The organism is Glutamicibacter soli (genome assembly GCF_052322135.1).
GTDB lineage: Bacteria > Actinomycetota > Actinomycetes > Actinomycetales > Micrococcaceae > Glutamicibacter > Glutamicibacter soli.
This window is the reverse complement of record NZ_CM125969.1, coordinates 3,140,820-3,167,625: the sequence shown is the minus strand read 5'-3', so window position 1 is coordinate 3,167,625 and position 26,806 is coordinate 3,140,820. Positions and strand designations below refer to the sequence as shown.

The 26,806-nt window shown below is 65.0% G+C and carries 29 protein-coding genes; 14 read left to right on the top strand and 15 right to left on the bottom strand.

The window, feature by feature from the left end; genetic code table 11:
- Positions 1-11: 11 nt before the first annotated feature.
- The gene (locus ACTX90_RS15055; RefSeq protein ID WP_443442322.1) at positions 12-998 is read right to left on the bottom strand and encodes an asparaginase; all 987 of its coding nucleotides are present in this window, start codon (positions 996-998) and stop codon (positions 12-14) included.
- Complete coding sequence (locus ACTX90_RS15050; protein WP_047120150.1) at positions 995-1,699, bottom strand: FadR/GntR family transcriptional regulator; 705 nt, start codon at positions 1,697-1,699, stop codon at positions 995-997. The genes ACTX90_RS15055 and ACTX90_RS15050 overlap by 4 nt, the downstream gene beginning before the upstream one ends.
- 527 nt (positions 1,700-2,226) lie before the next feature.
- Here ACTX90_RS15050 and ACTX90_RS15045 point away from each other — a divergent pair.
- Together ACTX90_RS15045 and ACTX90_RS15040 are read left to right on the top strand one after the other, a co-directional pair.
- Positions 2,227-2,781 (top strand): type 1 glutamine amidotransferase domain-containing protein, encoded by a 555-nt coding sequence (locus ACTX90_RS15045; RefSeq protein WP_047120149.1) that lies wholly within the window; start codon positions 2,227-2,229, stop codon positions 2,779-2,781.
- Between the two features lie 55 nt (positions 2,782-2,836).
- The gene (locus tag ACTX90_RS15040; protein ID WP_047120148.1) at positions 2,837-3,040 is read left to right on the top strand and encodes a DUF6480 family protein; all 204 of its coding nucleotides are present in this window, start codon (positions 2,837-2,839) and stop codon (positions 3,038-3,040) included.
- A 250-nt stretch (positions 3,041-3,290) separates the two neighbouring features.
- Here the strand turns inward: ACTX90_RS15040 and ACTX90_RS15035 are convergent, their stop codons facing one another.
- A complete protein-coding gene (locus ACTX90_RS15035) occupies positions 3,291-5,012 on the bottom strand; it encodes a thiamine pyrophosphate-dependent enzyme (RefSeq protein WP_443442321.1) in 1,722 nt (573 codons plus the stop codon).
- 269 nt (positions 5,013-5,281) lie between these two features.
- On the bottom strand, positions 5,282-6,232 hold the full coding sequence (locus tag ACTX90_RS15030) for a beta-ketoacyl-ACP synthase III (RefSeq protein ID WP_047120146.1): 951 nt from the start codon (positions 6,230-6,232) through the stop codon (positions 5,282-5,284).
- A gap of 248 nt (positions 6,233-6,480) precedes the next feature.
- Here ACTX90_RS15030 and ACTX90_RS15025 point away from each other — a divergent pair, with 248 nt between their 5' ends.
- Positions 6,481-7,299, top strand: a complete 819-nt coding sequence (locus ACTX90_RS15025; protein ID WP_113607017.1) for a metallophosphoesterase family protein — start codon at positions 6,481-6,483, stop codon at positions 7,297-7,299.
- Between the two features lie 48 nt (positions 7,300-7,347).
- Positions 7,348-7,908, top strand: coding sequence for a histidine phosphatase family protein (locus tag ACTX90_RS15020; RefSeq protein WP_120991045.1), 561 nt, complete (start codon positions 7,348-7,350; stop codon positions 7,906-7,908).
- Positions 7,909-7,990: 82 nt separating this feature from the next.
- Here ACTX90_RS15020 and ACTX90_RS15015 read toward each other — a convergent pair whose 3' ends face one another.
- The 5 genes from ACTX90_RS15015 to ACTX90_RS14995 form a co-directional block, all read right to left on the bottom strand.
- The gene (locus tag ACTX90_RS15015) at positions 7,991-9,712 is read right to left on the bottom strand and encodes an alpha/beta-hydrolase family protein (protein ID WP_443442320.1); all 1,722 of its coding nucleotides are present in this window, start codon (positions 9,710-9,712) and stop codon (positions 7,991-7,993) included.
- 164 nt (positions 9,713-9,876) lie between these two features.
- Complete coding sequence (locus ACTX90_RS15010; protein WP_113607014.1) at positions 9,877-11,046, bottom strand: acetyl-CoA C-acyltransferase; 1,170 nt, start codon at positions 11,044-11,046, stop codon at positions 9,877-9,879.
- Between the two features lie 2 nt (positions 11,047-11,048).
- Positions 11,049-11,693, bottom strand: coding sequence for a CoA transferase subunit B (locus ACTX90_RS15005; protein WP_113607013.1), 645 nt, complete (start codon positions 11,691-11,693; stop codon positions 11,049-11,051).
- A 2-nt stretch (positions 11,694-11,695) separates the two neighbouring features.
- Positions 11,696-12,400 carry a CoA transferase subunit A gene (locus ACTX90_RS15000; protein ID WP_443442319.1) on the bottom strand — a complete coding sequence of 235 codons (705 nt, stop codon included), beginning with the start codon at positions 12,398-12,400 and terminating at the stop codon, positions 11,696-11,698.
- 166 nt (positions 12,401-12,566) lie between these two features.
- Positions 12,567-13,034: a VOC family protein gene (locus ACTX90_RS14995; protein WP_443442318.1), complete on the bottom strand. Its 468-nt coding sequence runs from the start codon at positions 13,032-13,034 to the stop codon at positions 12,567-12,569.
- Positions 13,035-13,149: 115 nt separating this feature from the next.
- Here ACTX90_RS14995 and ACTX90_RS14990 point away from each other — a divergent pair, with 115 nt between their 5' ends.
- Both ACTX90_RS14990 and ACTX90_RS14985 read left to right on the top strand, forming a co-directional pair.
- A complete protein-coding gene (locus ACTX90_RS14990) occupies positions 13,150-13,938 on the top strand; it encodes an IclR family transcriptional regulator (RefSeq protein WP_161447223.1) in 789 nt (262 codons plus the stop codon).
- Between the two features lie 110 nt (positions 13,939-14,048).
- Positions 14,049-15,149: an alanine racemase gene (locus tag ACTX90_RS14985; protein ID WP_443442317.1), complete on the top strand. Its 1,101-nt coding sequence runs from the start codon at positions 14,049-14,051 to the stop codon at positions 15,147-15,149.
- A 32-nt stretch (positions 15,150-15,181) separates the two neighbouring features.
- Here the strand turns inward: ACTX90_RS14985 and ACTX90_RS14980 are convergent, their stop codons facing one another.
- Both ACTX90_RS14980 and ACTX90_RS14975 read right to left on the bottom strand, forming a co-directional pair.
- Complete coding sequence (locus ACTX90_RS14980; protein ID WP_424572774.1) at positions 15,182-16,906, bottom strand: nuclease-related domain-containing DEAD/DEAH box helicase; 1,725 nt, start codon at positions 16,904-16,906, stop codon at positions 15,182-15,184.
- A gap of 76 nt (positions 16,907-16,982) precedes the next feature.
- Positions 16,983-17,291 (bottom strand): hypothetical protein, encoded by a 309-nt coding sequence (locus tag ACTX90_RS14975; protein WP_443442316.1) that lies wholly within the window; start codon positions 17,289-17,291, stop codon positions 16,983-16,985.
- Between ACTX90_RS14975 and ACTX90_RS14970 the strand changes: the two genes are divergently transcribed.
- Complete coding sequence (locus tag ACTX90_RS14970) at positions 17,291-17,611, top strand: hypothetical protein (protein ID WP_443442315.1); 321 nt, start codon at positions 17,291-17,293, stop codon at positions 17,609-17,611. The genes ACTX90_RS14975 and ACTX90_RS14970 overlap by 1 nt on opposite strands.
- 71 nt (positions 17,612-17,682) lie before the next feature.
- Positions 17,683-17,877 carry a hypothetical protein gene (locus tag ACTX90_RS14965; protein WP_443442314.1) on the top strand — a complete coding sequence of 65 codons (195 nt, stop codon included), beginning with the start codon at positions 17,683-17,685 and terminating at the stop codon, positions 17,875-17,877.
- Positions 17,878-17,983: 106 nt separating this feature from the next.
- On the opposite strand, the gene ACTX90_RS14960 is transcribed toward ACTX90_RS14965, so the two are convergent.
- A complete protein-coding gene (locus ACTX90_RS14960) occupies positions 17,984-18,277 on the bottom strand; it encodes an immunity protein CdiI family protein (RefSeq protein WP_161447228.1) in 294 nt (97 codons plus the stop codon).
- A 73-nt stretch (positions 18,278-18,350) separates the two neighbouring features.
- On the opposite strand from ACTX90_RS14960, the gene ACTX90_RS14955 reads away from it, so the two are divergent.
- The 4 genes from ACTX90_RS14955 to ACTX90_RS14940 all read left to right on the top strand — a co-directional run bounded on the left by ACTX90_RS14955 (position 18,351) and on the right by ACTX90_RS14940 (position 19,978).
- The gene (locus ACTX90_RS14955; RefSeq protein ID WP_443442313.1) at positions 18,351-18,623 is read left to right on the top strand and encodes a hypothetical protein; all 273 of its coding nucleotides are present in this window, start codon (positions 18,351-18,353) and stop codon (positions 18,621-18,623) included.
- Positions 18,620-19,000 (top strand): cupin domain-containing protein, encoded by a 381-nt coding sequence (locus tag ACTX90_RS14950; protein ID WP_047120132.1) that lies wholly within the window; start codon positions 18,620-18,622, stop codon positions 18,998-19,000. The genes ACTX90_RS14955 and ACTX90_RS14950 overlap by 4 nt, the downstream gene beginning before the upstream one ends.
- 135 nt (positions 19,001-19,135) lie before the next feature.
- A complete protein-coding gene (locus ACTX90_RS14945) occupies positions 19,136-19,441 on the top strand; it encodes a nuclear transport factor 2 family protein (RefSeq protein WP_047120131.1) in 306 nt (101 codons plus the stop codon).
- A 306-nt stretch (positions 19,442-19,747) separates the two neighbouring features.
- Positions 19,748-19,978: a hypothetical protein gene (locus ACTX90_RS14940; protein ID WP_443442312.1), complete on the top strand. Its 231-nt coding sequence runs from the start codon at positions 19,748-19,750 to the stop codon at positions 19,976-19,978.
- 143 nt (positions 19,979-20,121) lie between these two features.
- On the opposite strand, the gene ACTX90_RS14935 is transcribed toward ACTX90_RS14940, so the two are convergent.
- Entirely contained in the window at positions 20,122-21,324 is a 1,203-nt protein-coding gene (locus ACTX90_RS14935) for an amidohydrolase (RefSeq protein ID WP_443442311.1), read from the bottom strand.
- Positions 21,325-21,327: 3 nt separating this feature from the next.
- Positions 21,328-22,797, bottom strand: a complete 1,470-nt coding sequence (locus ACTX90_RS14930; RefSeq protein WP_443442310.1) for an MFS transporter — start codon at positions 22,795-22,797, stop codon at positions 21,328-21,330.
- Between the two features lie 111 nt (positions 22,798-22,908).
- Here ACTX90_RS14930 and ACTX90_RS14925 point away from each other — a divergent pair, with 111 nt between their 5' ends.
- Complete coding sequence (locus tag ACTX90_RS14925) at positions 22,909-23,904, top strand: Lrp/AsnC family transcriptional regulator (RefSeq protein WP_443442309.1); 996 nt, start codon at positions 22,909-22,911, stop codon at positions 23,902-23,904.
- Between the two features lie 28 nt (positions 23,905-23,932).
- Here ACTX90_RS14925 and ACTX90_RS14920 read toward each other — a convergent pair whose 3' ends face one another.
- Positions 23,933-24,919, bottom strand: a complete 987-nt coding sequence (locus ACTX90_RS14920) for a DNA topoisomerase IB (RefSeq protein WP_443442308.1) — start codon at positions 24,917-24,919, stop codon at positions 23,933-23,935.
- 153 nt (positions 24,920-25,072) lie between these two features.
- Here ACTX90_RS14920 and ACTX90_RS14915 point away from each other — a divergent pair, with 153 nt between their 5' ends.
- Positions 25,073-26,761 (top strand): long-chain-fatty-acid--CoA ligase, encoded by a 1,689-nt coding sequence (locus ACTX90_RS14915; protein ID WP_047120127.1) that lies wholly within the window; start codon positions 25,073-25,075, stop codon positions 26,759-26,761.
- Positions 26,762-26,806: the final 45 nt, after the last annotated feature.

The window sequence follows — 26,806 nt, the reverse complement described above, 5'->3', positions numbered from 1 at the left end:
GATGGGTGTTTCTAGAGTGCGGCCAGGCGGCCGACGGGCTTTCCCCCGCCCAGGGCGGGGCTTGAAAGCAGATCTTCGGGCACGCGAACGTGCGCTGCGAGCAGGGCCGCGGTAACCGGCATGCGGGCGCGGTCGCCGCCGTCGGCGATCTTCACTGCCAGCGCGGTGCCGTCGGGCAGGGCGACGGCCTGGATGCCCTCGAACCCGTCCTTGGCGATGGCGCCGGGAACCTCGCGCATCAGCGCGGTGACGTCGCGGCCCTCGCCGGCCACCAGCTCCGGGTAGGCGCGCATGGCGGCGGCGACGCGGCCCTCCGGGGTGCCCTGCGCGGCGGTGGCGATCCGGGCGAAGCCGCGGGCCAGCGCCGGCAGTGAGAGCAGGTAGACCGGGGTGCCGCAGCCGTCGGTGCTCTGCCCGGTGATGTCCTCGCCGGTGAGCTCCTCGACGGTTTCGCGCAACAGCTGCAGCAGCGGGTGGCCTTCGCAGAGGTAGCTTTCCAGATCCCAGCCCTTGAGCTTGCACAGCGCCAGCAGCGCCGCGTGCTTGCCGGAGCAGTTCTGCGCCAGCTGGGTGGCGGAGCCGCCGGCGGCCAGCCAAGCGGCTTGCTCGGCGGTGCCGTAGGGCAGGTCGGTGGAGTTGCCCAGGGCCTGGAGGGACAGCCCGGCCGCTTCGAGGGTGGAGCGGGCGACGTCCTGGTGGCGCTGCGAGCCCGAGTGGCTGGCGGCGGCCAGGGCGATCTGCTCGTCGCTCAACTCCAGGCCGGCACGCAGCAGGCCCACGGCGAACAGCGGCTTGAGCGCCGAGCGCGGATAGTACAGCGCCTGGGTGTCGCCGCGGCTTTCAAGCACCGAGCCGTCGGGGCCCAGCACCACGGCCGAGCCGTAGTGGATGGATTCGATGGCGTCCCCGCGGGTGGCAGCTACCAGGGGGACGTGCTGCGGCAGGCCGTGGGCGGCCAGCGCATGCAGGTCCGGCAGTTGGGTTTCGATGCGGGTCACTTGCTGCTCCTGACGATGGTGGTGATGGCGTGGTGCACGGCGCTGAGGTGTCCGTTCATGGCTTGCGCGGCGGCGTCCGGATCCTGGTCGGCGATGGCCTGGACGATGAGGCGGTGCTCCTCGTTGGACGGGCCGGTGCGGCCGGCAACCAGGTTGACGGTCTCGGACTGGCGCGACATGGCTTCGCGGATGTCGCTGACGATTTTGGTGAACACCGAGTTGTCGCTGGCCAAGGCGATGGCGGCGTGGAACGCCGCGTCCAGCTCGACCCAGGCTGCCGGATCGTCTTCGTGCTCCATCTGGTCCAGCAGCCCGCGCAGCCGTTCGAGGTCTTCGGCGGTGCGCCGGCTGGCGGCCAGGGACGCGGCGGGGATCTCGATGTGCGGGCGGGCCTCATGCAGGTCGTCCGAGGAGAAGGTGCCTAGCTTGAGCTCGCGGGTGGGGCGGTGGGAGATCACGAAGGTGCCGCGCCCGGTCTCCGTGCGGGTGAGTCCCAGGGTGGCGCAGGACCGCAGGGCTTCGCGGATGACCGATCGGCTCACGCCGTAGTCCGCGGCGAGGCTCGCCTCGGATCCCAGCTTGGTGCCGAGCGGGATTTCCTGGGCTTCGATGGCCGCGCGCAGGGAGAGGAAAACTGCTTCCGCAGCGGAGCGGCGTTCAATGGGTTGCTGTCCGGGTGTCCAGCTGTCTGACAGGTTCACGAGTACGAGTCTTGCAGTGTAGAGCTCGTGAGTCAAGGAGCCGCTCTTGGCGGGCTGCTGAATACCCGAGGGGCGATGTTGCGCATGGGGGACTGCAGCATCGCCGACGTGGATCGGTACTTGGGGGACACCGGTCCTCGTCCCTCACGTTCGAGGCGCTCGGGCATCTACAGCTTAGTATCTTCGAGCAGCTTTTGGGATACCCGTACGGATGTTCTATCCGGAGGAAACGGGTCCACCGCCCTGACTTGCGTTTTGTCCGATGAGCATTGATGGACATCACACCGCACGTCGAAGACCGGTGTTGCAATGCCGTGACCATAAGCTAAGTGCTCCGTACCGCGTTCCGGACAGACGCCGGTGAGGATCTTCGCGCCGCGGAGAGAGCTGGGCAAATCAAACGAAGGGCGAGACAAGTGAAGCACTCTCGCTGGGGACCGCGCCTGAGGACTTCCTGACCGCTTCTTGTGCCACCCGTGCTGGCAGAGCAGTGTTGGCTGTGAACACCTAGAGGAAAGGAAAAGCCGATGGCTGATTTGTCCAGTAAAAAGGTTCTCGTTCTGGTCTCCAATCGTGGCGCTGAGCAAGACGAATTGACCAGTCCGGTCGAATCGCTTCGGTCTGCCGGAGCAAACGTCAAGGTCGCTGCTCCCAGGAAGGAGAAGATCCAAACCTTGGTGGGAGATTGGGACCAGGGCAAGATTCTCGAAGCTGACATGGCTTTGGAGACCGTGGACGAGCAGGAATTCGACCTGCTGCTGATCCCTGGGGGAACGCTCAATGCGGATAATCTGCGTCTTGACGACGAGGCGCAGCGCATTGTCCAGTCCTTCGCCGCCACCGGACGGCCGGTGGCTTCGATCTGCCACGGTCCGTGGCTGCTTGTGGAAACCGGGCTTGTCCGGGACAAGACGTTGACTTCGTATAAGTCAATTAAGACAGACGTGGTCAACGCTGGCGGACAGTGGGTGGACGAGGAAGTTTTCCGGTGCTCGGCTCAAAATTTCGTTCTCATCACTTCGCGCAACCCTGGAGATCTGGAAGCGTTCAATGCCGCGATCATCGAGGAGCTCGGTGCTTAATCGGCCCTGGACAACTAACGCGAGCAAGGTATAGAAATCCCGAAGGAACTTTTCAATGAAGAACAACAAGTTCGACAAACAAAGCGAAACAGAGAAGGACGCCGCGGGTGAGGCAGCAAGTCAGGAAAAGGCGGCTTCCTCTAACCCCGACCCTCTGGAACAGACGATCACTGGCTTGGAACCGGGTGGCGGAGTGCCGCCCGGAGAAACACCGCCGGCAGAAGGATCGATGAGCGGGGACCAAGGGCACGAAGAGTAGACACTTCGGGGACTGCGACCTTCCAGCAGCTTCGGACACCTCACGGTCCGGTTGCCAGGAGAAAACGCTTCCCCGAACGCAGGGGTGTTTCTCCTGCGGAAGTCCGTTGTGTCTCTGAGTGGCAGTGACGAGGCAGACTTCGAGATTGCAGACTGCGCCTCGGGGCAAGTCAAGACTTGCCCCGAGGCTCAGTCTGCCAAGGGATGCGTTCGAGCTATCCAGACCAGATGCGATTATGGGCAGTGCCGGTTCAAGGGCTTTCGATTGCTTCCTTCGACTTGGCGATCGCAAACCCCCAGGCATCAGACGCAGTCGTCTTCGGCGGCAAGGATATCTCCTGAGGATTGGTACGGATGTCGAGCAGATACGGTCCATCGCTGGCAAGCGCTGCATCAATGGAAGCCGCGATGTCTTCGGGCTTCGTGACCAGCTGGGAATTAATGCCCATTGCACGTGCGACTTGGGAGAGATCGGGATTGTCCAGCTCCGTGCCGAATTCCTCGAGACCGCCCTGTTCCTGCTCAAGCTTGACCATTCCCAGACGGCCGTTGTTGTAGACGATGAACTTCACCGGGAGCTTGTAGGTCACGGCTGTCCGCAGATCTCCGAGCAGCATCATCAGTCCGCCGTCGCCGCAGTTGGCGATGACCTGCCGCGAACGATCCAACGCCTGCGCCCCTAGAGCTTGAGGCATGGCGTTGGCCATGGAGCCCAAATTGAAGGACCCAAGCAGGCGCCGTTCGCCCCGCATCTCTATGAACCGCGACAACCAAACCGTCGACATTCCCGTGTCGACGGTGAATATCGCGTCGCGGGCTGCTTTCTGGTCCAGCTGGGCAGCGACTGCTTCCGGACGAATGAACTCCTCCGGGTTCTCCACCAGGCTACGGACTTTTCCCACCAGACCGCGGTCGCGATCCGGGTCGGTGATCCTGCCCTGGCGTTCCAACCAGCGCTCGTATTGCTTGCGGATCGATGCCAGATGCTTGTCCGCGCGTCCGGCTGGTAGTTTCGGCAACAGTTGTTTCAAGGACGGCTCGACATGCCCGACCATCGCGTGCGAAACCTGGGTGCGACGGCCAATGTGCTCGGCACGCATATCCAGCTGGATGACCGTCTTCCCGCTGGGGTACCAGTCCCTGTACGGAAAATCGGTTCCGATCATGAATACTACATCTGCTTCGTCCAATGCAGCGGCCGCTGCGGGGTTGCCGATCAGGCCGGTCTGCCCTACCTGATATTTGTTCTCCGATTCCAAGCTTTCCTTGGCCTTGAGCGTCAGCACCATGGGAGCTTGCAAGCGTTCGGCAAGTTCGAGGATCTCGGCGCGTGCTTCGCGCGCACCCATCCCGACCAGCAAGGTGACTTTCTGGGCATCCTGCAATACCTGGGCGGCCTCATCAATCTGTCGCAGTGGCGCAGCGGCTTGCGCCGCCTGCGGGGTGAACTTGGCCGGGCGGACGTTCTTTTCGAGCTTCATGCCGCCCACGTTCCCCGGCACGGTCAGCACGGCCACACCGCGGTTCGAGATGGCGGCGTTGACAGCCTGTTCCAGAAGCTGCGGCATTTGGTCGGCCGAGGTGACTGTCTGCGCGAAGACCGCTACGTCGCTGAATAGAAGATCGTTGTTGACCTCCTGGAAGAAACTGCTGCCAATTTCCGAGGTAGGTACCTGGCCGCAAATGGCCAGGACCGGGGCATGGGACTTCTTGGCATCATAGAGGCCGTTGAGCAGATGGATCGATCCCGGGCCCACCGTTCCCATACACAGCCCAAGACGCCCTGTCAGCTGGGCTTGCGCACCGGCTGCAAACGCAGCGGCTTCCTCGTGTCGTACGCCAACCCACTCCATGGAAGGTTCTTCACGGATTGCGTCGGTCAGCGGGTTAAGAGCATCGCCGACAACACCCCAGGCGTGGGTGACACCGTATTCCGCGAGGGACTCGACAATAGCTTTACTGACTGTCTTCATGTCTTTCCTTTCCGCAACAAGGACAACGTGGACAATGGATAGCCGCAGTCTGGGACAGATTCGGAAAACTCCGATTCTTGTCTGCTTCCCGACGGACCGAAGACCTCTTTTTCAGGGAAGCTGTGCTGTATCCACCAATTTCATCGTGGCACAACGATCCGCGGGTCGCAGGTGCGTTCAGCCTTTCCACATACTGGCCGGGCGAAAGCTGCGGAAGGTACAAAAAAGCCTGCCGCCGATGGCGACAGGCTTTCTGATTTAGGCGTCGATTATGGAATGGTGATGACCTGGCCGGCGTAGGCCAGACCGCCGCCGAAGGCGAACAACAGGGCCTTGGACCCCGAAGGCAGCGGCTCGTCCGAAGCCATCAGCTTGGACAGCGCCAGCGGCACCGAAGCGGCCGAGGTGTTGCCGGAGTAGACGATGTCGGTGGCTACGCGGGCATTCGGCGCACCGATCTTCTCGGCCAGCGGCTCGATGATCCGCAAGTTGGCCTGGTGCAGGATGATGCCGTCGATTTCCTCGGGCTGCAGTCCGGCGCGCTCGATGATCTGCGAGGCAATCTTCGGCAGCTGGGTCACGGTCCAGCGGTAGACGCTCTGGCCGTTCTGCGCGAACTTCATGTCGTTCTCGGCTTCGATGCGCACGGCATCCGACAGCGAAGGCACCGAACCCCATACCGCAGGGGAAATCGCATTCTCCTCGGAAGCTGTCACGACAAACGCGCCGGCGCCGTCGGCGGTCAGCACGCAGGTGGTGCGGTCGGTGAAGTCGGTGTAATCGGTCAGCATTTCCGCGCCGATGACCAGGACGTTGGTCGCGGTGCCTGCGGCGATGGCACCCTGGGCCAGACCCACAGCGTGCGTGAAGCCCGAGCAGGCAGCATTGATGTCCATCGTGGCTGGACCCTGGTTCATCTCAAGGGCGTTGGCGACGCGGGCGGCCATGTTCGGCGAACGGTCGGTCGCGGTGCACGTCGCCAGCACGATCATGTCGATGTCCTGGGCGGTGATGCCCTCGGCATTATCCAGCGCCATTTTGGCGGCCTTGACGGCCATGGAATCGACGGTCTCGACTCCGGTGCCCCAACGGCGTTCCTCGATGCCTACGCGGCGCACAATCCATTCGTCGCTGGTCTCCACGAGCTTTTCCAGCTCGGTGTTTGGCACGATGCGCTCTGGCTGGAAGTGGCCAAAAGCGACGACTTTGCTGCCGGTCATGGATGTTGCTCCTTGGTGGATTAAATGCTGCCTCCATTAAGGTTAGTCGTTTTGCACGCTACTTGCCGTTCACATGCTCAAGATGGCATATATTTTGCGAAAATTCGCGGGAAATTGGCGCTTATCGTTCGTTATACGAGAATCCAAGCATTCCGGGCCTCTTCATATGTCGTCGACGTGGAGTTCACCCGGATGTCAGCGGCGGCCGCTGCAATGGAGGGAAAGCAGTACGGAGGGAGGGTAGAAAAATGGATCAACTGACAATTGTGCACCTGAGCGACACCCATCTCACCGGGAATGCCCGGCTGCTGTACGGGACAATCGATCCGTGGCGCCGGCTGGCCCGGGCACTTGGCGCCGCGGAGCAGCTGAAACCCGACGCGCTGGTGCTGACCGGGGACGTGGCCGACCGCGGAGCCGCGATCCACTCGGATGCGGCCAGGATCCTGGCCGAGGCGCAGTACCTGCTGGGCTGCCCGATCATCACGATTCCCGGGAACCACGATCCCGCCGGATCGATCGGCCCGCTGTTCAACACCACGAGGTTGTCCACCGGACCGCATCCGGCCAATACCGTGCACGACATCGACGGGCTGCGCATCATCGGACTGGACAGCGGCGGATTCCAGCAGGCCCAAGGCCGGATCGATGCCTCCCAGCGGGCCTGGCTCGATCGGCTGCTGTCCGTCGCCGCACCCAAGGGAACGGTTGTGCTGCTCCACCATCCGCCACTGGAATCCTTCTCCGCCGCCCTGGCCGGGCGCGGGCTGGAGAATCCCGAAGCATTGGCAGCACTGGTCGCGGGAAGCGACGTGCGCGCGATCCTGTGCGGGCACTACCACCAGAGTGGAGCCAGCCAGCTGCTGAACACCCCGGTGTTCATGGCGCCGGCAACCTCCTACAACATGAACCCCTTCGCCCCGACGGAGGTCGTCCAGGAGGACTGCGCTTGGTTCTCGGTGCTGCGCATCAGTGCCCAATGCGTGGTGTCGGTGCCTGCGTCCACCGAGCAGATGCGCCCGTCGCAGGAACGAACCGAAACCTATCTCGCCCTGCGGGGCCGCTGAACCTACGACAAACCGCGTTGCCCCGAAAGCGCCCACGAAGGAAGAACAATGACTGCAACAACGATCGTCTTGATCCGCCATGGCCAAACCGAATGGAACCGCGCGCAGCGGCTGCACGGCCGCAGCGACTTGCCGTTGAATGCCACCGGCATCGCCCAGGCCCACTCGCTGGCGGCCGAATTGTCCTGCGATGGTCCGTGGGATGCCGTCTATTCGTCGCCGTTGTTCCGGGCCTGCCAAAGCGCGCAGATCCTGGCCGATGCGCTGGGGATCGCCAAGGTCCAGGAGAACCCGGAACTGATGGAACGCGACTTCGGCGAGTCCGAGGGCCGCCTGGTGAAGGGCCTGGATGATGAACAGCGCCGCCTGCTCATGGAGGTGGGCGAACCCGAGGACCATCTGGTGCAGCGCGGGGTGAACGCCCTGTTCAAGATTTCAGTGCAGCATCCGCAGCAGCGGGTGCTGGTGGTCAGCCACGGGGCCTGGATCGGCTCGGTGCTGACCGCGCTGAGCGGTGAAGCGCATCCGCCGCTGGCCAATGCGCAGATGATCGAGCTCGATCCTGCGCTGTTGGGCAACTTTGTCGCGCGAGAGCCGTTGTGGCACTAGCTGCCGGACTCAACGGGTTCGGGTTCTCGAACTCGGTTCGGATCGTTCTTTGCCGCTCTGCATGAATGCTCTGCAGGCTTTGCTATCGTGCTGGCTGGCTTTGTTTCAAGAGTTCCACCAAGCGTTCGGTGTCCCCGTCGGTCCACTGGCCAGAGGGAAGGATCTGCGCCCATGCTCGGACCGGCACCTGCCCGAATTCGTGTCCCTGGCCATCGGGTATCCCGGAGGCCACCTGGTCCAGCAATAGCTGGAGACCGGTCACCACGGGAATCCAAACCATTGCCGATGGAATATTCCCCGGCCGCTGGCCGGCACGCAGCCAGTCCGGCTTGGAAATGAAGACTTCGACATCTCCCCAGCTGATGGGGTCGTTGGAATGCTGGAGATAGCCGATCCGGCTCTCGCCCCACGTGCCAGAACCCGGCCAGTGGACCCCGTCGGCGGAGAACCTGACAATGTCCCCGTTTTCGTAGACAGGGAGGACCGCGGGGCTGCCCGGATCGCGTTCATCGGTGAAGCGCTGCCAGAGCCGGTTGCCGGCGGCTGGGCCGACAAAGAGCGCACCATCGGTGCGCGTCGCGAAATCCTGAGCGCCGCTGAAGGCAGCCTCCGCACCGAAGGACCCCAGCGATTCCCCGCTGACCACCAGTTTTGGGCGTTCCTTGGTCGGCAGCTGCACCCAGTGCCGATACACGGCGTCGAACAGCAGGCGTCCGGCGTCTTGTGCCCGTGAGGAGTCCATGAGGAATGACATCCAGCTGGGAAGGTAGGAATACTGCATGCTGACCGTCGCTGTATCGCCGCCCCACATGTACTCCAGCGCCTGGATCTGGTTCTCGTTCACCCAGCCGCGTCCCGTGCCGGTGGCCACGTTGAGCACCGCGCGGTTGAATGCGCCGGTGCGCCGCAGCTCCTCAACCGCCAGCGCGGCCTGGGCCGCGAGCTCCGTGTTGCCGTCCTTTCCGGCCCCGGCATAGACACGGATGGGCTGTTTGGCATCCTTGCCGGAGAACGCCGCCACCGACGAGCTGTTGGGGGTGTTGGAAATGAATAGGCGCCCTTGGCGTCCCAAATCGGCCCAGCTGACCGAAGACCCGGGCCCCGCAGACAGTTCGGGATTATGGGGCGGTTGCAGGTCGGTGAGGAATTCGTCATTGATCGACAGGAACAGGTTGTCCAACGATCCGGCGACGCGCTGCACCACTGCCCGGTTGCCGACCATCGCCAACCCCAGCACCATGGCCGCCACGACGATGACCGCCGCGACGCGCCGTGGCAATACCTTGTCCACGATTTCAATGAGTGCCAGGGAAATCTTGCGAATGAATCGGCAGATGATCAGCAGCAGCGCCAGGAGAACCACACCCACCAGCACGACGTACACCAGCGACCACGCAGATTGGTGCGGCATCGCCAACTGCTCTCGCTGGTCGTTCTGCCAGAGATGGTAGAACACCAGCCCGGCGGCCGACAGCACCACGCCGAGCACTGCGGCGGCCTTCCCTGCGGTACGCGGGGCAGGATTCGCTTGCGGCGCTTCGGAATGAATCTCCGGCGACGAGGCATCCTGCTGCCCAGCGGCCCGGGGTTCCTGCGACGCGCTCTTCGAAGAGACCAAGAGCCACCGGATCAGCGCTCCTGCCGCATATCCCAGCAGCGCGGCCAGGGCGCAGAGCACTCCCTGGAATACCGCGGTGCGCGGCAGCATGGACGGGGTTAGCGAAAGCAGCGCCAGTGCCAGCGCGCCCAACGCAGGGATCCAGTGCATGCGCCAGGGTTTGAGAACCGCCAGCCGCTCGGCCATGTGGTGCCTCCGTAGGTCCGGGCCGGCCTGCGGTGTTGCCGTCCAGCTCCTGGAATTGAAGTCTAGGGGGCTTCGGCGTATTTCGTGCGAGTATGACTTGTGATGCACGAAATCCGGCGGACGGGTCTCATCTCCCGCCGCCGGCATTCGTTGATTTTTAGGGGCTACAGCGAGCGCAGCAGCACCGCGGTGCCCTGGCCGCCGCCGCCGCAGATGCCCACGGCACCCAGCGAACCGGCCGGCAATTCCTGCAGCTGGCGTGCCAGGGTGCCCACGATGCGGGCGCCGGAGGCGCCGATCGGGTGGCCCAGTGCAATCGCGCCGCCGTGCGGGTTCACGATCTCGGGGTCGATGCCCAGCGCCGCGGTGGACTGCACCGCTACGGCCGCGAAGGCCTCGTTGATTTCCACGACCTTCAAGTCCTCGGCCTTTTCGCCGGCACGCTGCAGCGCGGCGCGGATGGCGTTCGACGGCTGCTCGTGCAGCGTGCGGTCAGGTCCGGCGACAAACGCGTGGGAAACGATCTCCGCCATCGGGGTCAGGCCCAGGCGCTCGACTGCGGCGTCGCTGGCCAGCACCACGGCCGCGGCGCCGTCGGTGATCTGCGAGGAGTTCCCGGCGGTGATGGTGCCATCCTTGGCGAAGGCCGGGCGCAGCCCGCCCAGGGACTCGATGGTGGTGGACTCGCGCACGCCGTCGTCCTCGGAATACACGGTGTCGCCCTTGCGGGTGGAGATGGTGAACGGAGCGATCTCCCCGGCCAGGAACTCGCGGGAGGCGGCGGCACGCTGATGCGATGCGGCGGCCACGGCGTCCTGGGACTCGCGGGTCATGGACAGCTTGGCATTGTGCTCCTCGGTGGAGGCGCCCATGGAGCGCTGCTCGGCGGCATCGGTCAAGCCGTCGTACTCCAGGGTGTCGATCAGCTCGATCGCGCCGTACTTGGTGCCGGCGCGGGCGCGCTGCACGTGCGGGGCCAGCGACATGGACTCCTGGCCGATGGCCAGCACCACGTCCACCTCGCCGCTGGCAATCAGGCGCTCGCCGGCCACCACGGCCTCGGCGCCGGAGAGGCACACCGCGTTGACCGCGATGGCCGGGACGTTCAGCGGGACGCCGGCTCCGACGGCGGACTGGCGGGCCGGGTTCTGGCCGGCACCGCCCTGCAGCACCTGGCCTGCGACGACGCGCTGGACCTCGGCGGGGTCAACGCCTGCACGCTCCAGCGCGGCCTTGGCGGCATGGGCGCCCAGCGCGGTTCCCGGCACGGAGGCCAGGGCTCCGTTGAACTTCATGAACGGGGTGCGGGCGTAGCCTACGATCTTGACGGTCATTCTTACTGGTCCTCCTGGATGTCCACGGCGAAGTTCGCCGCGGTGATTTCTTGAATGCTTGCTGCACTCTCGCCCGGGGCGCAGGCCCGCAGGATGAGTGCCCCGTCTTCGATGTCGAAGACGGCGCGGTCGGTGATGATGCGGTTGACGACCCCGACGCCGGTCAGCGGCAGGTCGCATTTTTCAACGATTTTGCTGGTGCCGTCCTTGGCCACGTGGTCGGTGAGCACGATGACGCGCGGGGTGCCGGCCACCAGGTCCATGGCTCCGCCCATGCCCTTCACGAGCTTGCCGGGGATGGTCCAGTTGGCCAGGTCGCCGTTGGCGGCGACCTGCAGCGCGCCGAGGATGGCGGTGGCCACGTGCCCGCCGCGGATCATCCCGAAGCTGGTGGCCGAGTCGAAGAAGCTGCCGCCGGGCAGGATGGTCACGGTCTGCTTGCCGGCATTGATCAGGTCTGCGTCTTCTTCTCCCTCGTAGGGGAACGGCCCCATGCCCAGCAGCCCGTTCTCGCTTTGCAGCTTGACCGAGACGCCCTCGGGCAGGTGGTTGGCCACCATGGTCGGAATGCCGATGCCCAAGTTCACGTACTGGCCGTCGGTCAGCTCGCTGGCGGCGATGGCCGCCATTTCGTCGCGGGTCCACATGGCTAGCCCTCCTGCCTGCTGCGCACGGTGCGCTGTTCGATGTCCTTGGTGCTGTCGGCTTGGACGAGCGTCTGCACGAAGATGCCCGGGGTTTCCACCAGCGACGGGTCGAGGAAGTCTTCGCGGATATGCTCGGCTTCGGCGAAGGTGTGGCGGCCGGACATGGCCGCCAGCGGATTGAAGTTCTTGGAGGTCATGCGGTAGCGCAGGTTGCCTTCGGCATCCGCCTCGTAGGCCTTGACCAAGGCGATGTCAGCGAAGATGCCGAGTTCAAGGATGGCCGGCTTGCCGTTGAACTCCATGACTTCCTTGCCCTCGGCCACCGGGGTGCCGACGCCGGTGGGGGTGAAGAAGGCCGGGATGCCCACGCCTCCGGCGCGCAGGCGCTCGGCCAGCGTGCCCTGGGGGCAGAATTCGACCTCAAGATCCCCGTCGAGGAACTGCTGGGCGAAGAGCTTGTTCTCCCCGACGTAGGAGGCGAGGACCTTGGAGACCTGCTTGTTCTCCAGCAAAAGGCCAAGGCCCTTGCCGTCGACTCCCATGTTGTTGGAGACGATGGTCAGGTTCGTCGCGCCCGAGTCCCGCAGCGCCTTGATGAGCCGGGTGGGATTCCCGCTCAGGCCAAAGCCTCCCACGGCGATGGTCATGCCGTCCTTGACGACCTCGGCCAGCGCGGCCGCCGCGTCGTCGCGATACTTCGTTGTCATCGATTCCTCCATGCCGTCCACGATGTGGAGTGCAGTTCTGATTACCTCCAAACCTACGTAGTCGCAGGTAGGCAATCAATAGGCGGTGCCGCATTGGAGCGGTATTGCTCAGATCATGGGGAATCGTGGACACAGCGTTCATAATATGGACGAATGTTGCACGAGATTAGACGACGCCGAATTCATTGCCTTCCGGATCCTGCATGGCGATCGCATAATGGCCCATGGACGGCTCGTCGTGGATGCCCAGGATGGCCGCTCCGCGGGAGGCCAAGCGCTCGGCGGTGGCACGCACACGCTCGACGCGGGTCTCCAGCGGAACACCCCGTCCACCGCCGACTTGCAGGTCGAAGTGCCAGCGGTTCTTCATGGTTTTCGACTCGGGAACCTGCTGGAACCAGATGCGAGGCCCTCGGCCGGTGGGATTGATGATGGACTCGGGGAGGTCGCCAGAGCCTGGAGGCAGTTCGACGTCGGGAACTCCCATGTCCTGCCAGTAGGCGCGCCAGCTGGCGTGGCCGGCGGGCGGAGGTTCCGGCACGTAGCCCAGCGCTTCGGCCCAGAACTCCACCATGCGTTGCGGGTGCGCGCAGTCGATGGTCAGCTGCATGGTCATCTCCGGTGTCGTCTCCATGCCAGCAGTATGGCAGAGACGCGGTGCGAAGGCGCCGGCCTGGCGGCTGCCATCCAGGAGGCTGGTGCACCGTCACAAGTTCCGGCCGTGTGCGCCGATCGTCCATAATGTGGGCATGAGTACAACACCTGCCGGGGCACAGGTTGTCGGACGCCTGGCAGCCGTATTGCGCACCGTGAGCACCTCCATGCCGCAGGGCATCACCACCACGGAGGCCGCACGGCAGGCGGGGCTGCCGAGGCCCACGGTGCACCGGTTGCTGACCGCATTGGTGGCCGAAGGCTTTTGCGACCACGACAACGCCACCGGACATTGGCTGCTGGGCCCGGAGCTCTACCTGATGGGCGCGGTGGCCGCCGAACGCTACGACATCAGCGAACTGGCCCGGGTGCATGTCGCGGCGCTCGCGGAGGCGACCGGCGAGAGCGCGTTCCTCTCCGCCCGGCGCGGGGATGAGACGGTCTGCCTGCTGCGCCAGGACGGGGCTTTTCCCATCCGCTCCTTCGTCCTCTACGAGGGGCGGCGCTTCCCGCTGGGTGTTGCCTCGGCGGGGATCGCGATCCTCGCGTTCCTGTCCGAATCCACGGTGGAGAACTATCTGCAGTCCCACGATCTGGTACCCGAATACGGGCAGGCCCATTCGGCCGAGGCACTGCGCGCCAAGGTCGCCGAAACCAGGACGCTGGGATATTCGGTGAACCCGGGGCTGATCGTCGAGGGCAGCTGGGGCATGGGAGCGGCGGTCTTCGACGCCACAGGCCAGCCGGCCTGGGCGCTGAGCCTGACCGGCATCCAGAGCCGTTTCGAGGAGGCCCGCCGCAAGGAGCTGGGGCAACTGCTGCTGCACCACGCGCATGAACTGTCCACGCAGCTGCGCCGCAGTCCCGGAGCGATCACCCGGTAGACCTCCTGTTCCCGGCATCCGGCGACTCACATGATCACAACTTCCTGCGGTAGTCTGTGCTCCGGACGTGTTCGCGGCGAAGACGTCGGCTCGAGCTCTGGAAGGTATTTGTGGGCAATATTCCGTCAGGCATCAACACGCCTGAGATCTTGGTGGACGTGGAAAAACTGGAGCGGAATATCGCCCGGGTGGCCCAGCGGGTATCCAGCCAGGGGCTGAAGCTGCGCCCCCACGCCAAGACCCACAAGATGCTGGAGGTCGCCGACCGCCAGCTCACCGCGGGGGCCGCGGGCCTGACCGTCGCCACCGTCGGCGAGGCGCTGAACTTCGCCTTGCACGGGGTGCCGAAGCTGTTCATCGCTTACCCCCTGTGGATCAACGAATCCCAGGCCGAGCGCATCCTTGAACTGATGAAGCGGGCCAAGCTGAGCATCGGCACCGACTCGGTCGCCGCCGTGCAGCAGATGGCGAAAATGCTGGGGGAGAAGGCGCCCAAGGTCAAGCTCATGATCGAGATCGACAGCGGCCACCACCGCAGCGGCGTCGCCCCGGCTCAGGCCGTGGAGATCGCCGACGCCGCCCGCGACGCCGGACTGCGCGTGCATGGCGTGTTCACCTTCCCCGGCCACAGCTACGCCCCGAACGCCATCGACGAGGCAGTCAACCAGGAGCACAAGGCGCTCGCCGAGGCAGCCTGCCTGCTGCGCAAGGCCGGGCACCAGGTCAAGCGGATCAGCGGAGGCTCCACTCCCACCGCAGAACTGAGCGACAACTCGGTGCTGACCGAGGTCCGCCCCGGGGTCTACGTCTTCGGCGACGCCCAGCAGTTCGAGCTGGGGCGCACCGGATGGAACGACATCGCGCTGAGCGTGGCCTCCACCGTCATCAGCCGCCACGAGGGCTCCGCGGACATCCCGCGGCGCATCGTGGTGGACGCCGGCAGCAAGGTTCTCGGCTCGGACCGCCCGGCCTGGGCCAGCGGCTACGGCCGGGTCATGGAATGCCCCGAAGCCTCGATCACCGCGCTGTCCGAACACCATGCAACCGTCGACTGGCCCGAGGACCGGGAACTGCCCGGCTACGGCGAGCAGTTGCGCATCATCCCGAACCACGTCTGCGTGGCGGTGAACCTGGTGGACTCCGTGCTGGCGATCCACCCGGATGGCGCCGTCGAGCGCTGGGACGTCAACGCCCGCGGGCTGAACTACTAAGGGCCCAAGGCTGACGGCTTATGGCCAGCGGCTCAGGGCGCCGGCTCCAGCTGCTGGGTGGCGTGCGGGTCCCATAGCTGCGCCTTGGACAGCGCCTGCGGCAGCTCGTGGCCGCAGGCCTCGTCGAGCAGGTCGGGGTCGCCGACCACCACCAGCAGGCTGCGGGCGCGGGAGAAGCCGACGTAGAGCATCTCCGCGGCGCGGCCCATGTCCTTGAAGCCGTTCACGCACAGGATCACCACGCTGCGCTCCAGGCCCTTGAAGCCGAGCACGTGCCCGTAGAACTCGCCGTCGCGGCGGTGGAACTCGGGCCAGTACTCGCTGTCCACGGTGCCGTCCTCGAAATGCCCCTGGTGGACGGGGTGGCGTTTGTTCGTGGTCAGCAGCGCGATCTGGTTGTTCGCCCAGCCCTCGTCAAGCAGCGCGTCCACGCAGTCCGAGGCGGTGTCGATGCTGTCCTCGGTGCTGCTTGCCACGAAGCGCACCGGGATCCCGTCGCCGCCGCGCAGCTTGCTGGCCTGGTCGATGAATCCCTTGAAGGTCTGCGCGATGCTGCGCGTGTTGCGCAGGTTGTCGTCGACATGGATGGGAACCAGCGCGGCGGCCGGGCCGAAGCTCTCGCCCACTGCCTCGCCATCCCAGCGGCGGTAGACATCCTGCCGGCTGTCCATGAAGGCGTAGACCCGGCCGCCGGTGGGATCCACAGTGCAGGAAAGCAGCGCCTCCCACCAGTCCGGGGCGAAGTCCTGGGCTTCGTCCACGATCACCGCATCCAGCTTCAGTCCGGCGTCCAGCCCCGGGCCGATCTCGCGCAGCATCGCGGGCATGGCCACGTCGAAGTATTCCTGTCCGCTGCCGTCGGGCACCCCCAGGCTGCGCGCGTATTCGTGGAATTCGCCGGTGTGCACCGGCTTGTTCTGCCGCCAAGTGCCGACCTCGGATTTCAGGTAGTGGCCCAGGCCCTTGTTGTAGCAGAACAGGCCAACCCGCAGCCCCTGCTTGGACAGCTCGCGCGCCTTGGCCAGGGCCATCCAGGTCTTGCCGCTGCCGGCGCCGCCGATGAAGCGCACCCGCGGCAGCGAGCGGGTGGCCGAGAGCAGGATCTGCTGGCGGGCGGTCAGGGTCTCCTGGACCTGCTCGTTGCCCAGCGCCTGGGCGTAGTCGACCTCGGCCTGGTCCCCGCCCAGCGGGCCGGTGGAGGAGGTCAGGTGCTTGACCATGCGTTCGGCGAAGTCCAGGGTCAGCCCGGCCAGGCCTCCGCCCTGGTTCTCGATGGCGCTGCGCACGTGCTGGGCGATCTGCGGCATCTGGCCGCGGTCGATGATCAGCTCGCGGGGGAATCCCACCGAGGTGTAGTCAGCAGGCCACGGGGTGTAGGGCAGGACTACGATGTGCGCCATGCGGCTGGTGACGCGGGTGCCCATCAGCGGGTAGAGCACCTCCTTCAAGGCGTGGGCGGAGCTTTGCACCTGCGCCATGGGGCTCTGCTTGAGCCGGTGTTTTCCCTTGGCATCCGACTGGTACCAGCAGCCCTCCGAGCTGGAGACCAGGCCGCCCTTGACCTCGATGGCGGCGATGCCCACCTCGGGCCAGAGCACCAGCAGGTCGATCTCGTGCTCGGCGCTGCCATCGCGCAGCTGCACCGAGTGGAAGAGCAGGGCATCCTCGGGCAGCGCGTCGCGCAGCGCCTCGAACACCGCCTTCTCCGCTCCGCCCTTGTCCGTGAACTCCGGATCCTGCGGATAACACCGTGCCATTGATTCCCCCGTGTGATGTTCTACGGCGCGAAGACGGCCGTCCTACGGGAAGTTTAGGCAGATCAGTGGAGATTTGTCATTCAGATGTCGCCGCGGCGGGCTCCGGGTCCGCTTCGGGTTCCGGCAGCGGCAGCAGCGTGATGGCCACCCAGCCGATCCCGACCCCGATAAGCACCGCCAGGATCGGCGCGCCGGTGACGAAGAGGATGATGATCAGGAACGCCGCGACCGGCTTGCCCCAGCCTGCGACCACAGCGGCCGCCATGCCCGTCCCCGTGGCCCGCAGCAACGCTATGAAGCTAGGCGAGGTCGACGACGGTTGGGTGGTTCCGGCCAACGCAATCGATGGGCTGCATTCCTCGGACAAGTCGCTGCTGATGGCCATTGATCGCGACGGTGTGGTGCTGGCGGCTGTCCGGGCTATGGCAAGCCAAACGATTCATTCACCATCGAGTCGGCGTGGGGCCGGACGGCGAGACCACCTGCAAAGACGCCTCCGCGAACCTGCCGGCCTACCCGTACGCCTTGGAAGCGATGACCAAACTTATCGAAGAGCACAGCATGAAGCGCGAGGAAATCGCCGTCACCACCGGGCCGATGGGAAACGAATTCGCGTTGATCTCAGGCAACTGCAGCGGCGGCCGAATAAATAGGGCTGAAGACCAAGACCAACACCGCCACCCCGGGGCGCCTTACCCGCGCTGATCTCCGACCCGGGTGCCCGCAAGGGAAGCAATCTGTTCTACACCAGCTGGTACGTGTCGAGTGGGAACCCGATGGGGACGTTCTCGATCCTGCGCACCGATAACCTCTCGAACTACGGCAACCGGTCGGTCCCTGAATTAGATGGCATCGTCAACAAGCCGCTGGGCGCGATGGATTCTGGGCGCGATGGATTCTGGGAGCGTTTCATTAGGGCAGTAGAAGCGCAGAAAACCACCTACGCGTACATTCCCTGGATGCCGTGGTAGTCGTCGCCAAGCAGCATCGGGCACCGATAGGAAATGGATTAGCAACAGCCTCCGGATCCGCACGAATCCGGCAGGCTGCTGCTTTCGATGCGAGTCGGATTGCGGGTCACTGCCAGTAGCGGACGGTGATAGAGGGCCCGACTTCGCGTTGAACGTCTTTGGCCAGTCGATGGCCGGTCTGTGTCCACCGCCGAACGTCGAATCCCATGCGCCAGCCGTGATCCCAATGCATGTGCTCCTGGAATTGGGTATTCCACTGCGAAAGCCTGGCGCAGAGGGTGTCGGACAGGCCGTAGTCCTCCGGGACCTGCATGCCGCATTCCCACAGCGGCCATTCGGCACCGTAATCGCAAAAGATCCGGAGGAGCCTTTGGTCCTCGCAGGGTATTTGGTTACTCATCTCCAAAGCGTACGCTGGCCGACAGTGACTAGGAGTGACAGAATGCTCCCGGTCAGGGGGATGCTGAGGCAAGATGCTTGGCGCTCTCGAGGATCACCCTTGCGCCGGCCACGCCCTGACCGAAAAGCAGCGCGAGGCCATCGGCTGGGATATGCTGCACAAGCTGCCCGAGTTGACCGTCCTGGAAATGGCCAAGAAGAAGCCGCTGCCGTTCCCTCCGGAACCGGCGGCTTGGCTAGGGGTTAAGATGATGACTTGGGCCATGTTGCGCGCTGATCGCCGCGAAGGCAAGCGGGGACTGCTCCTGCGAACCATGGATGCTATTGGAATGGGATTTGATTCATGAGCGAAAACACCACCGTCTTCGAGATCGGGGCGAACACCCGCAGCGTCGACGCACTGTCCGTTGAACTGGCCCACGAGCCGGTGCCTGCGGAGCAGTCGCTGGCCGGGGACCCGACCACCGCCGCCGAATCGCTGGGCGAGATCTTCGGCGCCGAGTTCGGCCTGTGGGAGATGAGCGCCGGCACGATGAGCGATGTCGAGGCCGAAGAATTGTTCATCGTGCTGTCGGGCACCGCGAGCGTCACGATCCATCCGGTCAATGGCTTCGAGGAACAGACCGTGAACCTGGTTCCGGGCAGCATCTGCCACCTGCGCGAGGGAATGAACACCACCTGGGTGCTTGAGGCACCGCTGCGCAAGATGTACCTGGCGAAGTAACCTCCGCCAGACCCGCAGCAGGCGGTGAAATGAACAAAAATTTTGTTCATTTCACCGCCTGCTGCTTTTTCGGCATTCCCAAACGCGGCCGACGGATCTAGCCTGAAATCCCTGCCGGTGTTGAGGAGCGGGAAAATGTCAGTGAACAAGGAAACGGTCCAAAAATACATCGACGGATTCAACAAGAACGACCATACCCAGATCCTGGCCTGTCTGACCGAGGACATCGTCTGGACCGTCTTCGGGCATTTCCGACTCACCGGCAAACAAGCCGATGACGCCGCCATAGAGAACGAGGACTTCACCGGATATCCGGTGCTGCGCATCGTGCGCCTGGTCGAGGAGGACGACACAGCCATGGCGGAGATCCACGGTGAAACCCACCGAGCCAATGGAGAGCAGTTGCGCAGGGCCATGGGAGAGGTCTTCGTCATGCGCTAGGGGCTGATCTGCGAGCGCCGTGCGTTCGTGATCAACCTTGAGGAGAACGACTACAAATGGCTCTTGAAATGCTGTGCAGGAGTAGGACGCGCACTTCATTCGCTGCGGACTACTGCGGACAATGAGATGCCCGGGCCGTCGGAGGAGACAACAGCCCGGTCAGACTCATGGGGTGCTCTAGGCGTTAGCCGCCACCACCTGCGGCCACCATGAAGGCTGGGTCCACAAATCAAGCTCGGCTTCCAGTGCGAAGCCCAGGGCGAAGACCATGACTCATAGTAGGTGCGTCCCCCGATCTGCACGCCGGTGGACACTTCTTCGGGCACGACACCGGAATTGCGCAGGGCGTTTGCCGCCGCACGGGTATCCGCCCAGATTGATGGTCGGCTCGACCTCGACGGTACGCTGCACCACGGCATCCAGCAGTTCAACAGGAGACAGTTCCTTGATGCGGAAGGGCTCGGCGGCCATGGCTGCGGTCAGATGGTGCAGTCGAATTCGCGGGGAAAAGCGGAGAATCAAGTCCTTTCTGCCTGAGGCTAGGCTCCCATCGACTTCCAGGACAGCGATATTGTCAATCCTGTTGAGTTGTTGCTGAAACATGCCGAGGGTGGGGCGACCAAAAAGTGCCCCACCACGGCAGTTGGGGGTCTACGATGGTGGGGCACATGCGGGGAAGATCAGGCGCGGGGCTTGCGCTCCCGACGTTCCTGGAGCAGCGCCTGGCGCAGCTCGGTATCGGCAGCGACATCCGCTGCCGTGCCGGCCAGCGCCACCGCGGCGTCAAGCACCGCCTGGTCGGCGCCGGCCGAGCAGGTCTCCGCGGCGAACGCGGCGGTGTGCGGCATGCCGACCGCGTCCAGCACGGCAATCACCGGGTGGATCGCCGGCAGGTACTGGGACACGTTGCCCATGTCGGTGGAGCCTCCGCCGGTGCTGCCTGCCGGAAGCTGCAGCAGGTTCCTGCCGGTGGCACGAAGGGAGTTGTTCCAGCGGGAAAGGATGCGCTCGTCCTGCAGCACCGGAAGGTAGGCGGGGCAGGACTGCTCCCAGTCCATCTCGCAGCCGCTGGCCAGCGCCGCGCCGTGGCAGGCGCGCAGCACCTTGTCCTTGACCTCCTGCTGCAGCGCGGCGTCGTGGGCGCGGACCTCGATCTCCAGGCTGGCCTGCGCCTGGATCACGTTGGTCACGGCCTTGGTGGGTAGTACCACTGCGTTGATGCGGATGCCGTCGGGCAGCTGCTGGCGCAGCAGGCCGATGGCCACCTGGGCGAGGGTCGCGGCATTGGAGGCGTTAACCCCGTGCGAGGGTGCGGCCGCTGCATGGGAGGCGGTGCCGGTGAAGTGGACCTTGAAGCGGTCGCAGCCCTGCGAGGAGGTGCCGGTGCAGTCGATGTCCATGCCCGGGGTCGGGTGCACCATGATGGCGAAGTCCACGTCGTCGAAGGCCCCGGCGCGCAGCATCAGTTCCTTGCCGCCGCCGTCTTCCTCGGCCGGGGTGCCCAGCAGCACCACACGCAGGTCCAGCTCCTCGGCCACCTGCGCCAGCGCCAGCGCGGCTCCGACGGCGCCGGAGGCGATGATGTTGTGCCCGCAGGCGTGCCCGATGCCAGGCAGCGCATCGTATTCCGCGCAGATGCCCACCGTCAGCGAACCGCTGCCGAATTCAGCGCGCAGGCTGGTCTCCAGATCGAAGCCGCCGAGCTGCACATTGAAGCCAGCCTGTTCCAGCGGGGCAGCGACGCGGGCCACGGAGCGGTGTTCGTTGAACGCGATTTCCGGGTCGGCATGCAGGGCCGCGGACAGGCCCAGCAGGGTTTGGCTGTGTGTTGCCACGGCCTGCTGCAGGCGCTGTGCGGTGGATGAAGCGGGGGCCAGTTCCATGGGTTATTCTCCTTCGGCCGCTGCGGCCGCTACGGGGGTCGACTCCGCCGGGGCGCCAGCGGGCGTGGGGGTGTCGCGGAAGCGCAGGGCCAGCAGGGCCACTCCCAGGGACAGCACGGCGCAGATGATCCAGACGGCCACGTAGGTGCTGTCGGCCGACACCGTGCTCGAGGTGCCGTCCACCGTGACGGTCACCAGTGCCGAGGACATCACCAGGGCGAACACGGCGCCGGAGACCGAGCCGGAGGCGGTGCGGGTGGTGTTGTACAGCGCGGAGGCGATAGCCACCGAATCAGCCGGGGACTTGCGCACCACGATGGCCGGCAGCAGGCCGAGGATCAGGCCGTTGCCGAAGGCGCCGATGGCCATGGACACCATGAAGGCCGTGGCGTTGTCCGCCATCAGGATCATGCCGCCGAAGGACAATGCGGAAAGCACCGAGCCGGCGATGATCGCGGCACGCGCACCGATCTTCGAGCCGATGCGGTCGGCTTGGGTGGTGCCGATGAACGTCATCAGCGCCAGCACCAGGAACAGCAGGCCGATGGCCGAGCTGCCCAGCCCCAGGCCGAAACCGTAGGTGTTCGGGTCGGTCATGATGAACAGCGACCCGGCGGTCTGCGAACCGAACATCTGGGCGCCGAAGAACGCCGCGGCGACAATCGGCAGGCCGATGCCGGTGCCGGTGAGCACCTTCAGGTCGATCAGCGGGTAGGCCACGCGGCCTTCCACGCGCACCCAGAGCACCAGCAAGACCAGGCCGCCGATAATGGTGCCCCACGTGGCGGCCGAATCCCTGCCCCAGGTCGCGGCGTTGGAAATGCCCAACAGGGCGGACAGCAGGCCCGCGGTCAGCAGCACGGCGCCGGCCCAGTCGATCGTTCCGGCCGTGCGGGTGCTGGACTCGGGAACCAGCCAGGCCACCACCGGGATGCACAACACCAGGAACAGCGCCGGCGCCAGCAGCACCAGGGTCAAGTCGTCAAAAGCGGACAGCAGTACGCCGGAGAACATGGCGCCCAGCGCGCCGCCCAGGGTCAAAGCGCCCACGAGCTTGCCGATGCAGCGCCCGGCCGACTCCTCGTCGCGGCTGCGCACAATCGCGAATTCCAGCGGGAGGAAGGCGCCCAGCGGGGCCTGCAGCGCGCGGCCAACCAACAGCCAGGTGAAGCTCGGAGCAAAAGCCACCAGCAACGAACCGGCCGCGACCAGGCAGACCGTGATCAGCAGCATCTTCTTGTGCCCGTACAGATCCCCGAGCTTGCCGATGATGGGCACGAACGCAACAGTCATCAGCAAGTAGATGACCATGACCCAGTTCAGGGCCGCGGCTTCCACACCGAAATCCGAGCCGATACGGGAGAGCAGGGGAGGGAACCAGTCTTGCAGCAGGCCGGAACCGAATTCCATGACGATCAGGAAGCCGACGGCTCCGCCGGCCACCTTCCTGGTGGTGCGAGTTGTTGATGACATCTGATGATCCGATACTTCAATGAAGGCAGCGAGTTGTTCGAGCCGAGATAAAGCTATAAATACCTGCCGAATTTCTAAGCACTATGCTTGAAAGTAGACGATATAGGAGTCATGTTGCAGGATTATTTGGTTGATGCCCTCGATCTGCGGATTATTAACGCCCTGCAAATCCGCCCGCGAGCCCCGTGGACCCAGCTTGCCCCGATCCTCGGCGCGGATGCCGCGACGCTGAACCGGCGCTGGCAGCAGCTGGCCGACCATGGCCTCGCCTGGATCACCACCTTCGACTGGAACGCCTGGGAAGCGGCGGCGCTGGTGGAGATCAACTGCCACTCCGGAGCCAACACCCAGGTCGCGCTCGCGCTGGCCGAATCCCCGGAAGCCATCGCGGTCGACCTGACCGCCGGCGGTCGCGACATCGTGGCAACCGTCGCGGCGCGTGATTCGCACGCGCTGGGAAAGTACCTGCTCGACGAGCTGCCCAAGGTACCCTCCGTGGCCTCGGTGCGCAGCCACCCCATCGCCCGCACCCTCATCGACGGAAGATCATGGCGGGTGCGCGCACTGGACGCCCACGAAAGCGCGCGCATTGCGGGCCTTCCGCTGCCTGCCACCAGCCGTTCCGCGACCCGCAACCCGGAGCTCGAACGGGCAATGCTGGCCCTGCTGAATCGGGACGGCCGAGCCAGCGCCACCAGGATCGCCTCCGAACTGGACCAGAACCCGCGGCATATCCGTGAGCTGCTGGCCTTGATGCAACGCAGCGGATCGCTTATCCAACGCACGGATTTGGCCAGGTCACGCTCGGGATGGCCGGTCAGCGCCTGGCATTTCATGCGCGTCCCGGCCACCAAGCTGGAGGGAATCGCCGGCAGGCTGGAAAACCTCCCTGAGGTCCGTCTGGTGTCCCACACCGTGGGGCCGCACGATGTGATCATGGACGTCTGGCTCAAGGACCTGGGCGAAGTGCAGCGGCTGGAGCAGGCCCTGGAAATCCGCCTGTCCGGTTTGGCCATCAGCGACCGGTCGGTGGTGCTGCGCACCGTCAAGCAGATGGGCCAGATTCTCGACGACCAGGGCCGCTCGATGGGGCGCAGTCGTCTTTAGCGCGGGACCTCGGGCAGCTGCAGATCGCTCAGGGCTCCGTGCGCAGCACCCGCAGCAGGCAGCGTTCGGCAGGATCCAGGTGATGTCGGGTCTTCAGCTGCCGGTACGAACGGCGCAGCCGGTCCAGCCGCTCGGGTTCCTCGCACAACAGCAGGACCCTTGGGTCGATATAGGATTCCCGGGCGATCGTCGGCGTATTGCCGAGCTTCGCGGCCGCTGTTTCCACCGCGTGCTTGGCCAGCTGCTCCGGTGCCTGGGCATCGGCGCCCGGGACCTCGAGCAGCGCCTGCAGTGCGCAGCTCGTGCCGCCCCAGGTCCTGAAGTCCTTGGCCGTGAAAGGCCCGTCCATGGCCTGGCGCAGGTAGCTGTTCACCCGATCGGCATCCATGCGGTGCGCATGGTTGTTCTCATCGAGAAATCGGAAGAGCTCGTGGCCTGGCATGTTCTTCAATTCCTCGAGGATGCGCATCAACTTGGGATTGCTCACGCGAATGGACTGGGGCTGCCCCGATTTTCCGGTGAACTCCAGCTTCAAGGATGCGCGGGCCGGCTTGACGTGCTTGCGGCGCAGGGTCGTGGCTCCGAAGGAGACGCCTGCACCGGAGCGGGCCGGCGTTCCGACCCGCAGCAGATGCTCGTCGATGAGCGCGATGACCGCCGCCGCAACCTTCTGCTCGTTGGCCGAACGCCGACGGAGGTCCTTGCGCACTTGGGCGCGCAGTTGCGGCAGGGCGGTACCGAACTCCAGCATCCGGGCGAATTTCGCTTCGTCTTGACGAGCCCTGAACACCGGGTTGTAGATCGACTGGGTGCGTCCTGCCGCATCCACACCGACGGCCTGCACCTTGGCCCGCGTGCTGCGTGCAATCCGCACCTGCTTCCACGCCGGTGGAATGGCCAATCCCTTGATGCGGTCCAGCTCCTGCTGGTCCGTAATCCTCTGCGAGTCCAGCTCGTAGTAGAAGCCGCGGCCTGCACCCTTGCGGATGATCGGGAGCCGATCCTTGCGTGCCATGCGCCCCGTCCTCAATGTTGTTCCTGCACTTGGCACTACCCTAGGAAAATCACGAATGCCGGCGGTACGCGGCTCGGCGAATTCCAAGGCGGGACGGGGACTGCGTCCGCTGCCGAAGTTTCCGGCGGATGCGGGACAAGGCATGATGGGAGCATGGAGAATTCATCCGCACCTGCCTGGACCGCCAACTACCAGCCCGGCGTTCCCGCCGAAATCAAGCTGCCCACCGAATCGCTGAGCCACATGTTCGAACACTCGGTGCTCGAAGCCGGGTCCAGCCCGGCCACCGAGTTCTTCGGCCGGCGGATGAGCTACAAGGAACTCGGAGAGCAGGTCCAGCGGGCCGCCGAAGGGCTGCGGAATCTCGGCGTGCGCGCCGGGGACCGGGTGGCGCTGATCCTGCCCAACTGCCCGCAGCACGTCATCGCATTCTATGCGGTGCTCCGCCTGGGAGCCGTGGTGGTCGAACACAACCCGCTGTACACCTCGCGCGAACTGCGCCACCAGTTCGAGGACCACCAGGCGCGCGTGGTCATCGCCTGGGACAAGGTGGTCGAGCATGTCCAGGAATTCCCGAAGGACATCCAGATCGACGCGATCGTCGCGGTGAACCTGCTGGAGGCCTTCCCTGCCGTCAAGCGCCTGGCGCTGCACCTTCCGGTGAAGAAGTTGCGCGACACCAGGAACTCGCTGACCACCCGCACCCGCGGCACCCTCGCCTTCAAGGAGCTGCTCAAGGCCTCGCCGCTGGATTCGGCGCATCCGTACCCGCAGGTCCAGGACCTCGCGGTCATCCAGTACACCTCGGGCACCACCGGGCGTCCCAAGGGCGCCATGCTCACCCACTTCAACCTGTACTCCAACGCCCTGCAGGGCGAAGCCTGGATGCACGGGGCGCAGGAGCGCAAGGAAATCCTCTATGCCATCCTGCCGATGTTCCATGCCTTCGGGATGACCCTGTACCTGACCTTCGGCATCAAGAAGCAGGGCCTGCTGGTGCTCTTCCCGAAGTTCGACCCGGACATGATCCTGGACGCGTGGAAGAAGTCCCCGGCCAGCGTGTACTGCGCGGTGCCGCCGATCTACGAGCGCACCGCTCTGGCCGCCAAGGAGCGCGGCATGTCCTTGGCCAGCGCCAAGTACTGCATTTCCGGCGCGATGAACCTCCCGGACCACGTGGTGGAGCTGTGGGAATCGATGTCCGGCGGCCTGCTGGTCGAGGGCTACGGAATGACCGAGTCCTCGCCGGTGGCCATGGGCAACCCGTTCCACCCCAGCCGTCATGCCGGCACCATCGGGGTGCCGTTCCCCTCCACCTTGATGAAGGTTGTCGACGTGGACGACCCGAGCCGCGAAGTGGCGCAGGGCGAGCCTGGCGAGCTGCTGATCAAGGGGCCGCAGGTCTTCCGGGGCTACTGGAACAACCCGGAGGAAACCGCGAAAACCCTGACGGCGGACGGCTGGCTGCACACCGGCGACGTGGTCGCGGTGGACGAGGCGGGCTTCGCCACAATGGTGGACCGCGCCAAGGAACTGATCATCACCGGCGGTTTCAACGTGTCGCCGACCGAGGTTGAAATCGCGCTGCGCCAGCATGCGGACGTCGCCGACGCCGCCGCCTTCGGAAAGCCGCTGGCCCGCGGTGGCGAGATGGTAGTTGCCGCCGTCCAGCTGGAAGAGGGCGCGGCCCTGGACGAGGACGCGCTGCGCGAGCACTGCCGCGAGCTGCTGGCCGCCTACAAGGTTCCCAAGCGCATCCTCGCCATCGACGAGATGCCACGCTCGATGCTGGGCAAGATCCTGCGCAAGCAGGTCAAGGACGGTCTGGTCGATTCCATCTGAGGCAGGCCCATCGAGGGGATAGCCAAGAGCAGCAACCCTGCGGTC

What these genes read in the sequence shown, in the direction of transcription:
- ACTX90_RS15025 (WP_113607017.1), top strand. Translation starts at nt 6,481, where the DNA reads ATGGATCAACTGACAATTGTGCACCTGAGCGACACCCATCTCACCGGG.
- ACTX90_RS14915 (WP_047120127.1), top strand. Translation starts at nt 25,073, where the DNA reads ATGGAGAATTCATCCGCACCTGCCTGGACCGCCAACTACCAGCCCGGC.
- ACTX90_RS14930 (WP_443442310.1), bottom strand. Translation starts at nt 22,797, where the DNA reads ATGTCATCAACAACTCGCACCACCAGGAAGGTGGCCGGCGGAGCCGTC.
- ACTX90_RS14955 (WP_443442313.1), top strand. Translation starts at nt 18,351, where the DNA reads ATGCTTGGCGCTCTCGAGGATCACCCTTGCGCCGGCCACGCCCTGACC.
- ACTX90_RS15020 (WP_120991045.1), top strand. Translation starts at nt 7,348, where the DNA reads ATGACTGCAACAACGATCGTCTTGATCCGCCATGGCCAAACCGAATGG.
- ACTX90_RS15015 (WP_443442320.1), bottom strand. Translation starts at nt 9,712, where the DNA reads ATGGCCGAGCGGCTGGCGGTTCTCAAACCCTGGCGCATGCACTGGATC.
- ACTX90_RS15035 (WP_443442321.1), bottom strand. Translation starts at nt 5,012, where the DNA reads ATGAAGACAGTCAGTAAAGCTATTGTCGAGTCCCTCGCGGAATACGGT.
- ACTX90_RS15045 (WP_047120149.1), top strand. Translation starts at nt 2,227, where the DNA reads ATGGCTGATTTGTCCAGTAAAAAGGTTCTCGTTCTGGTCTCCAATCGT.
- ACTX90_RS14965 (WP_443442314.1), top strand. Translation starts at nt 17,683, where the DNA reads ATGGGGACGTTCTCGATCCTGCGCACCGATAACCTCTCGAACTACGGC.
- ACTX90_RS15000 (WP_443442319.1), bottom strand. Translation starts at nt 12,400, where the DNA reads ATGACAACGAAGTATCGCGACGACGCGGCGGCCGCGCTGGCCGAGGTC.
- ACTX90_RS14975 (WP_443442316.1), bottom strand. Translation starts at nt 17,291, where the DNA reads ATGGCCATCAGCAGCGACTTGTCCGAGGAATGCAGCCCATCGATTGCG.
- ACTX90_RS14960 (WP_161447228.1), bottom strand. Translation starts at nt 18,277, where the DNA reads ATGAGTAACCAAATACCCTGCGAGGACCAAAGGCTCCTCCGGATCTTT.
- ACTX90_RS14950 (WP_047120132.1), top strand. Translation starts at nt 18,620, where the DNA reads ATGAGCGAAAACACCACCGTCTTCGAGATCGGGGCGAACACCCGCAGC.
- ACTX90_RS14990 (WP_161447223.1), top strand. Translation starts at nt 13,150, where the DNA reads ATGAGTACAACACCTGCCGGGGCACAGGTTGTCGGACGCCTGGCAGCC.
- ACTX90_RS15010 (WP_113607014.1), bottom strand. Translation starts at nt 11,046, where the DNA reads ATGACCGTCAAGATCGTAGGCTACGCCCGCACCCCGTTCATGAAGTTC.
- ACTX90_RS14945 (WP_047120131.1), top strand. Translation starts at nt 19,136, where the DNA reads ATGTCAGTGAACAAGGAAACGGTCCAAAAATACATCGACGGATTCAAC.
- ACTX90_RS14920 (WP_443442308.1), bottom strand. Translation starts at nt 24,919, where the DNA reads ATGGCACGCAAGGATCGGCTCCCGATCATCCGCAAGGGTGCAGGCCGC.
- ACTX90_RS14995 (WP_443442318.1), bottom strand. Translation starts at nt 13,034, where the DNA reads ATGGAGACGACACCGGAGATGACCATGCAGCTGACCATCGACTGCGCG.
- ACTX90_RS14925 (WP_443442309.1), top strand. Translation starts at nt 22,909, where the DNA reads ATGTTGCAGGATTATTTGGTTGATGCCCTCGATCTGCGGATTATTAAC.
- ACTX90_RS15005 (WP_113607013.1), bottom strand. Translation starts at nt 11,693, where the DNA reads ATGTGGACCCGCGACGAAATGGCGGCCATCGCCGCCAGCGAGCTGACC.
- ACTX90_RS15030 (WP_047120146.1), bottom strand. Translation starts at nt 6,232, where the DNA reads ATGACCGGCAGCAAAGTCGTCGCTTTTGGCCACTTCCAGCCAGAGCGC.
- ACTX90_RS14980 (WP_424572774.1), bottom strand. Translation starts at nt 16,906, where the DNA reads ATGGCACGGTGTTATCCGCAGGATCCGGAGTTCACGGACAAGGGCGGA.
- ACTX90_RS15040 (WP_047120148.1), top strand. Translation starts at nt 2,837, where the DNA reads ATGAAGAACAACAAGTTCGACAAACAAAGCGAAACAGAGAAGGACGCC.
- ACTX90_RS14935 (WP_443442311.1), bottom strand. Translation starts at nt 21,324, where the DNA reads ATGGAACTGGCCCCCGCTTCATCCACCGCACAGCGCCTGCAGCAGGCC.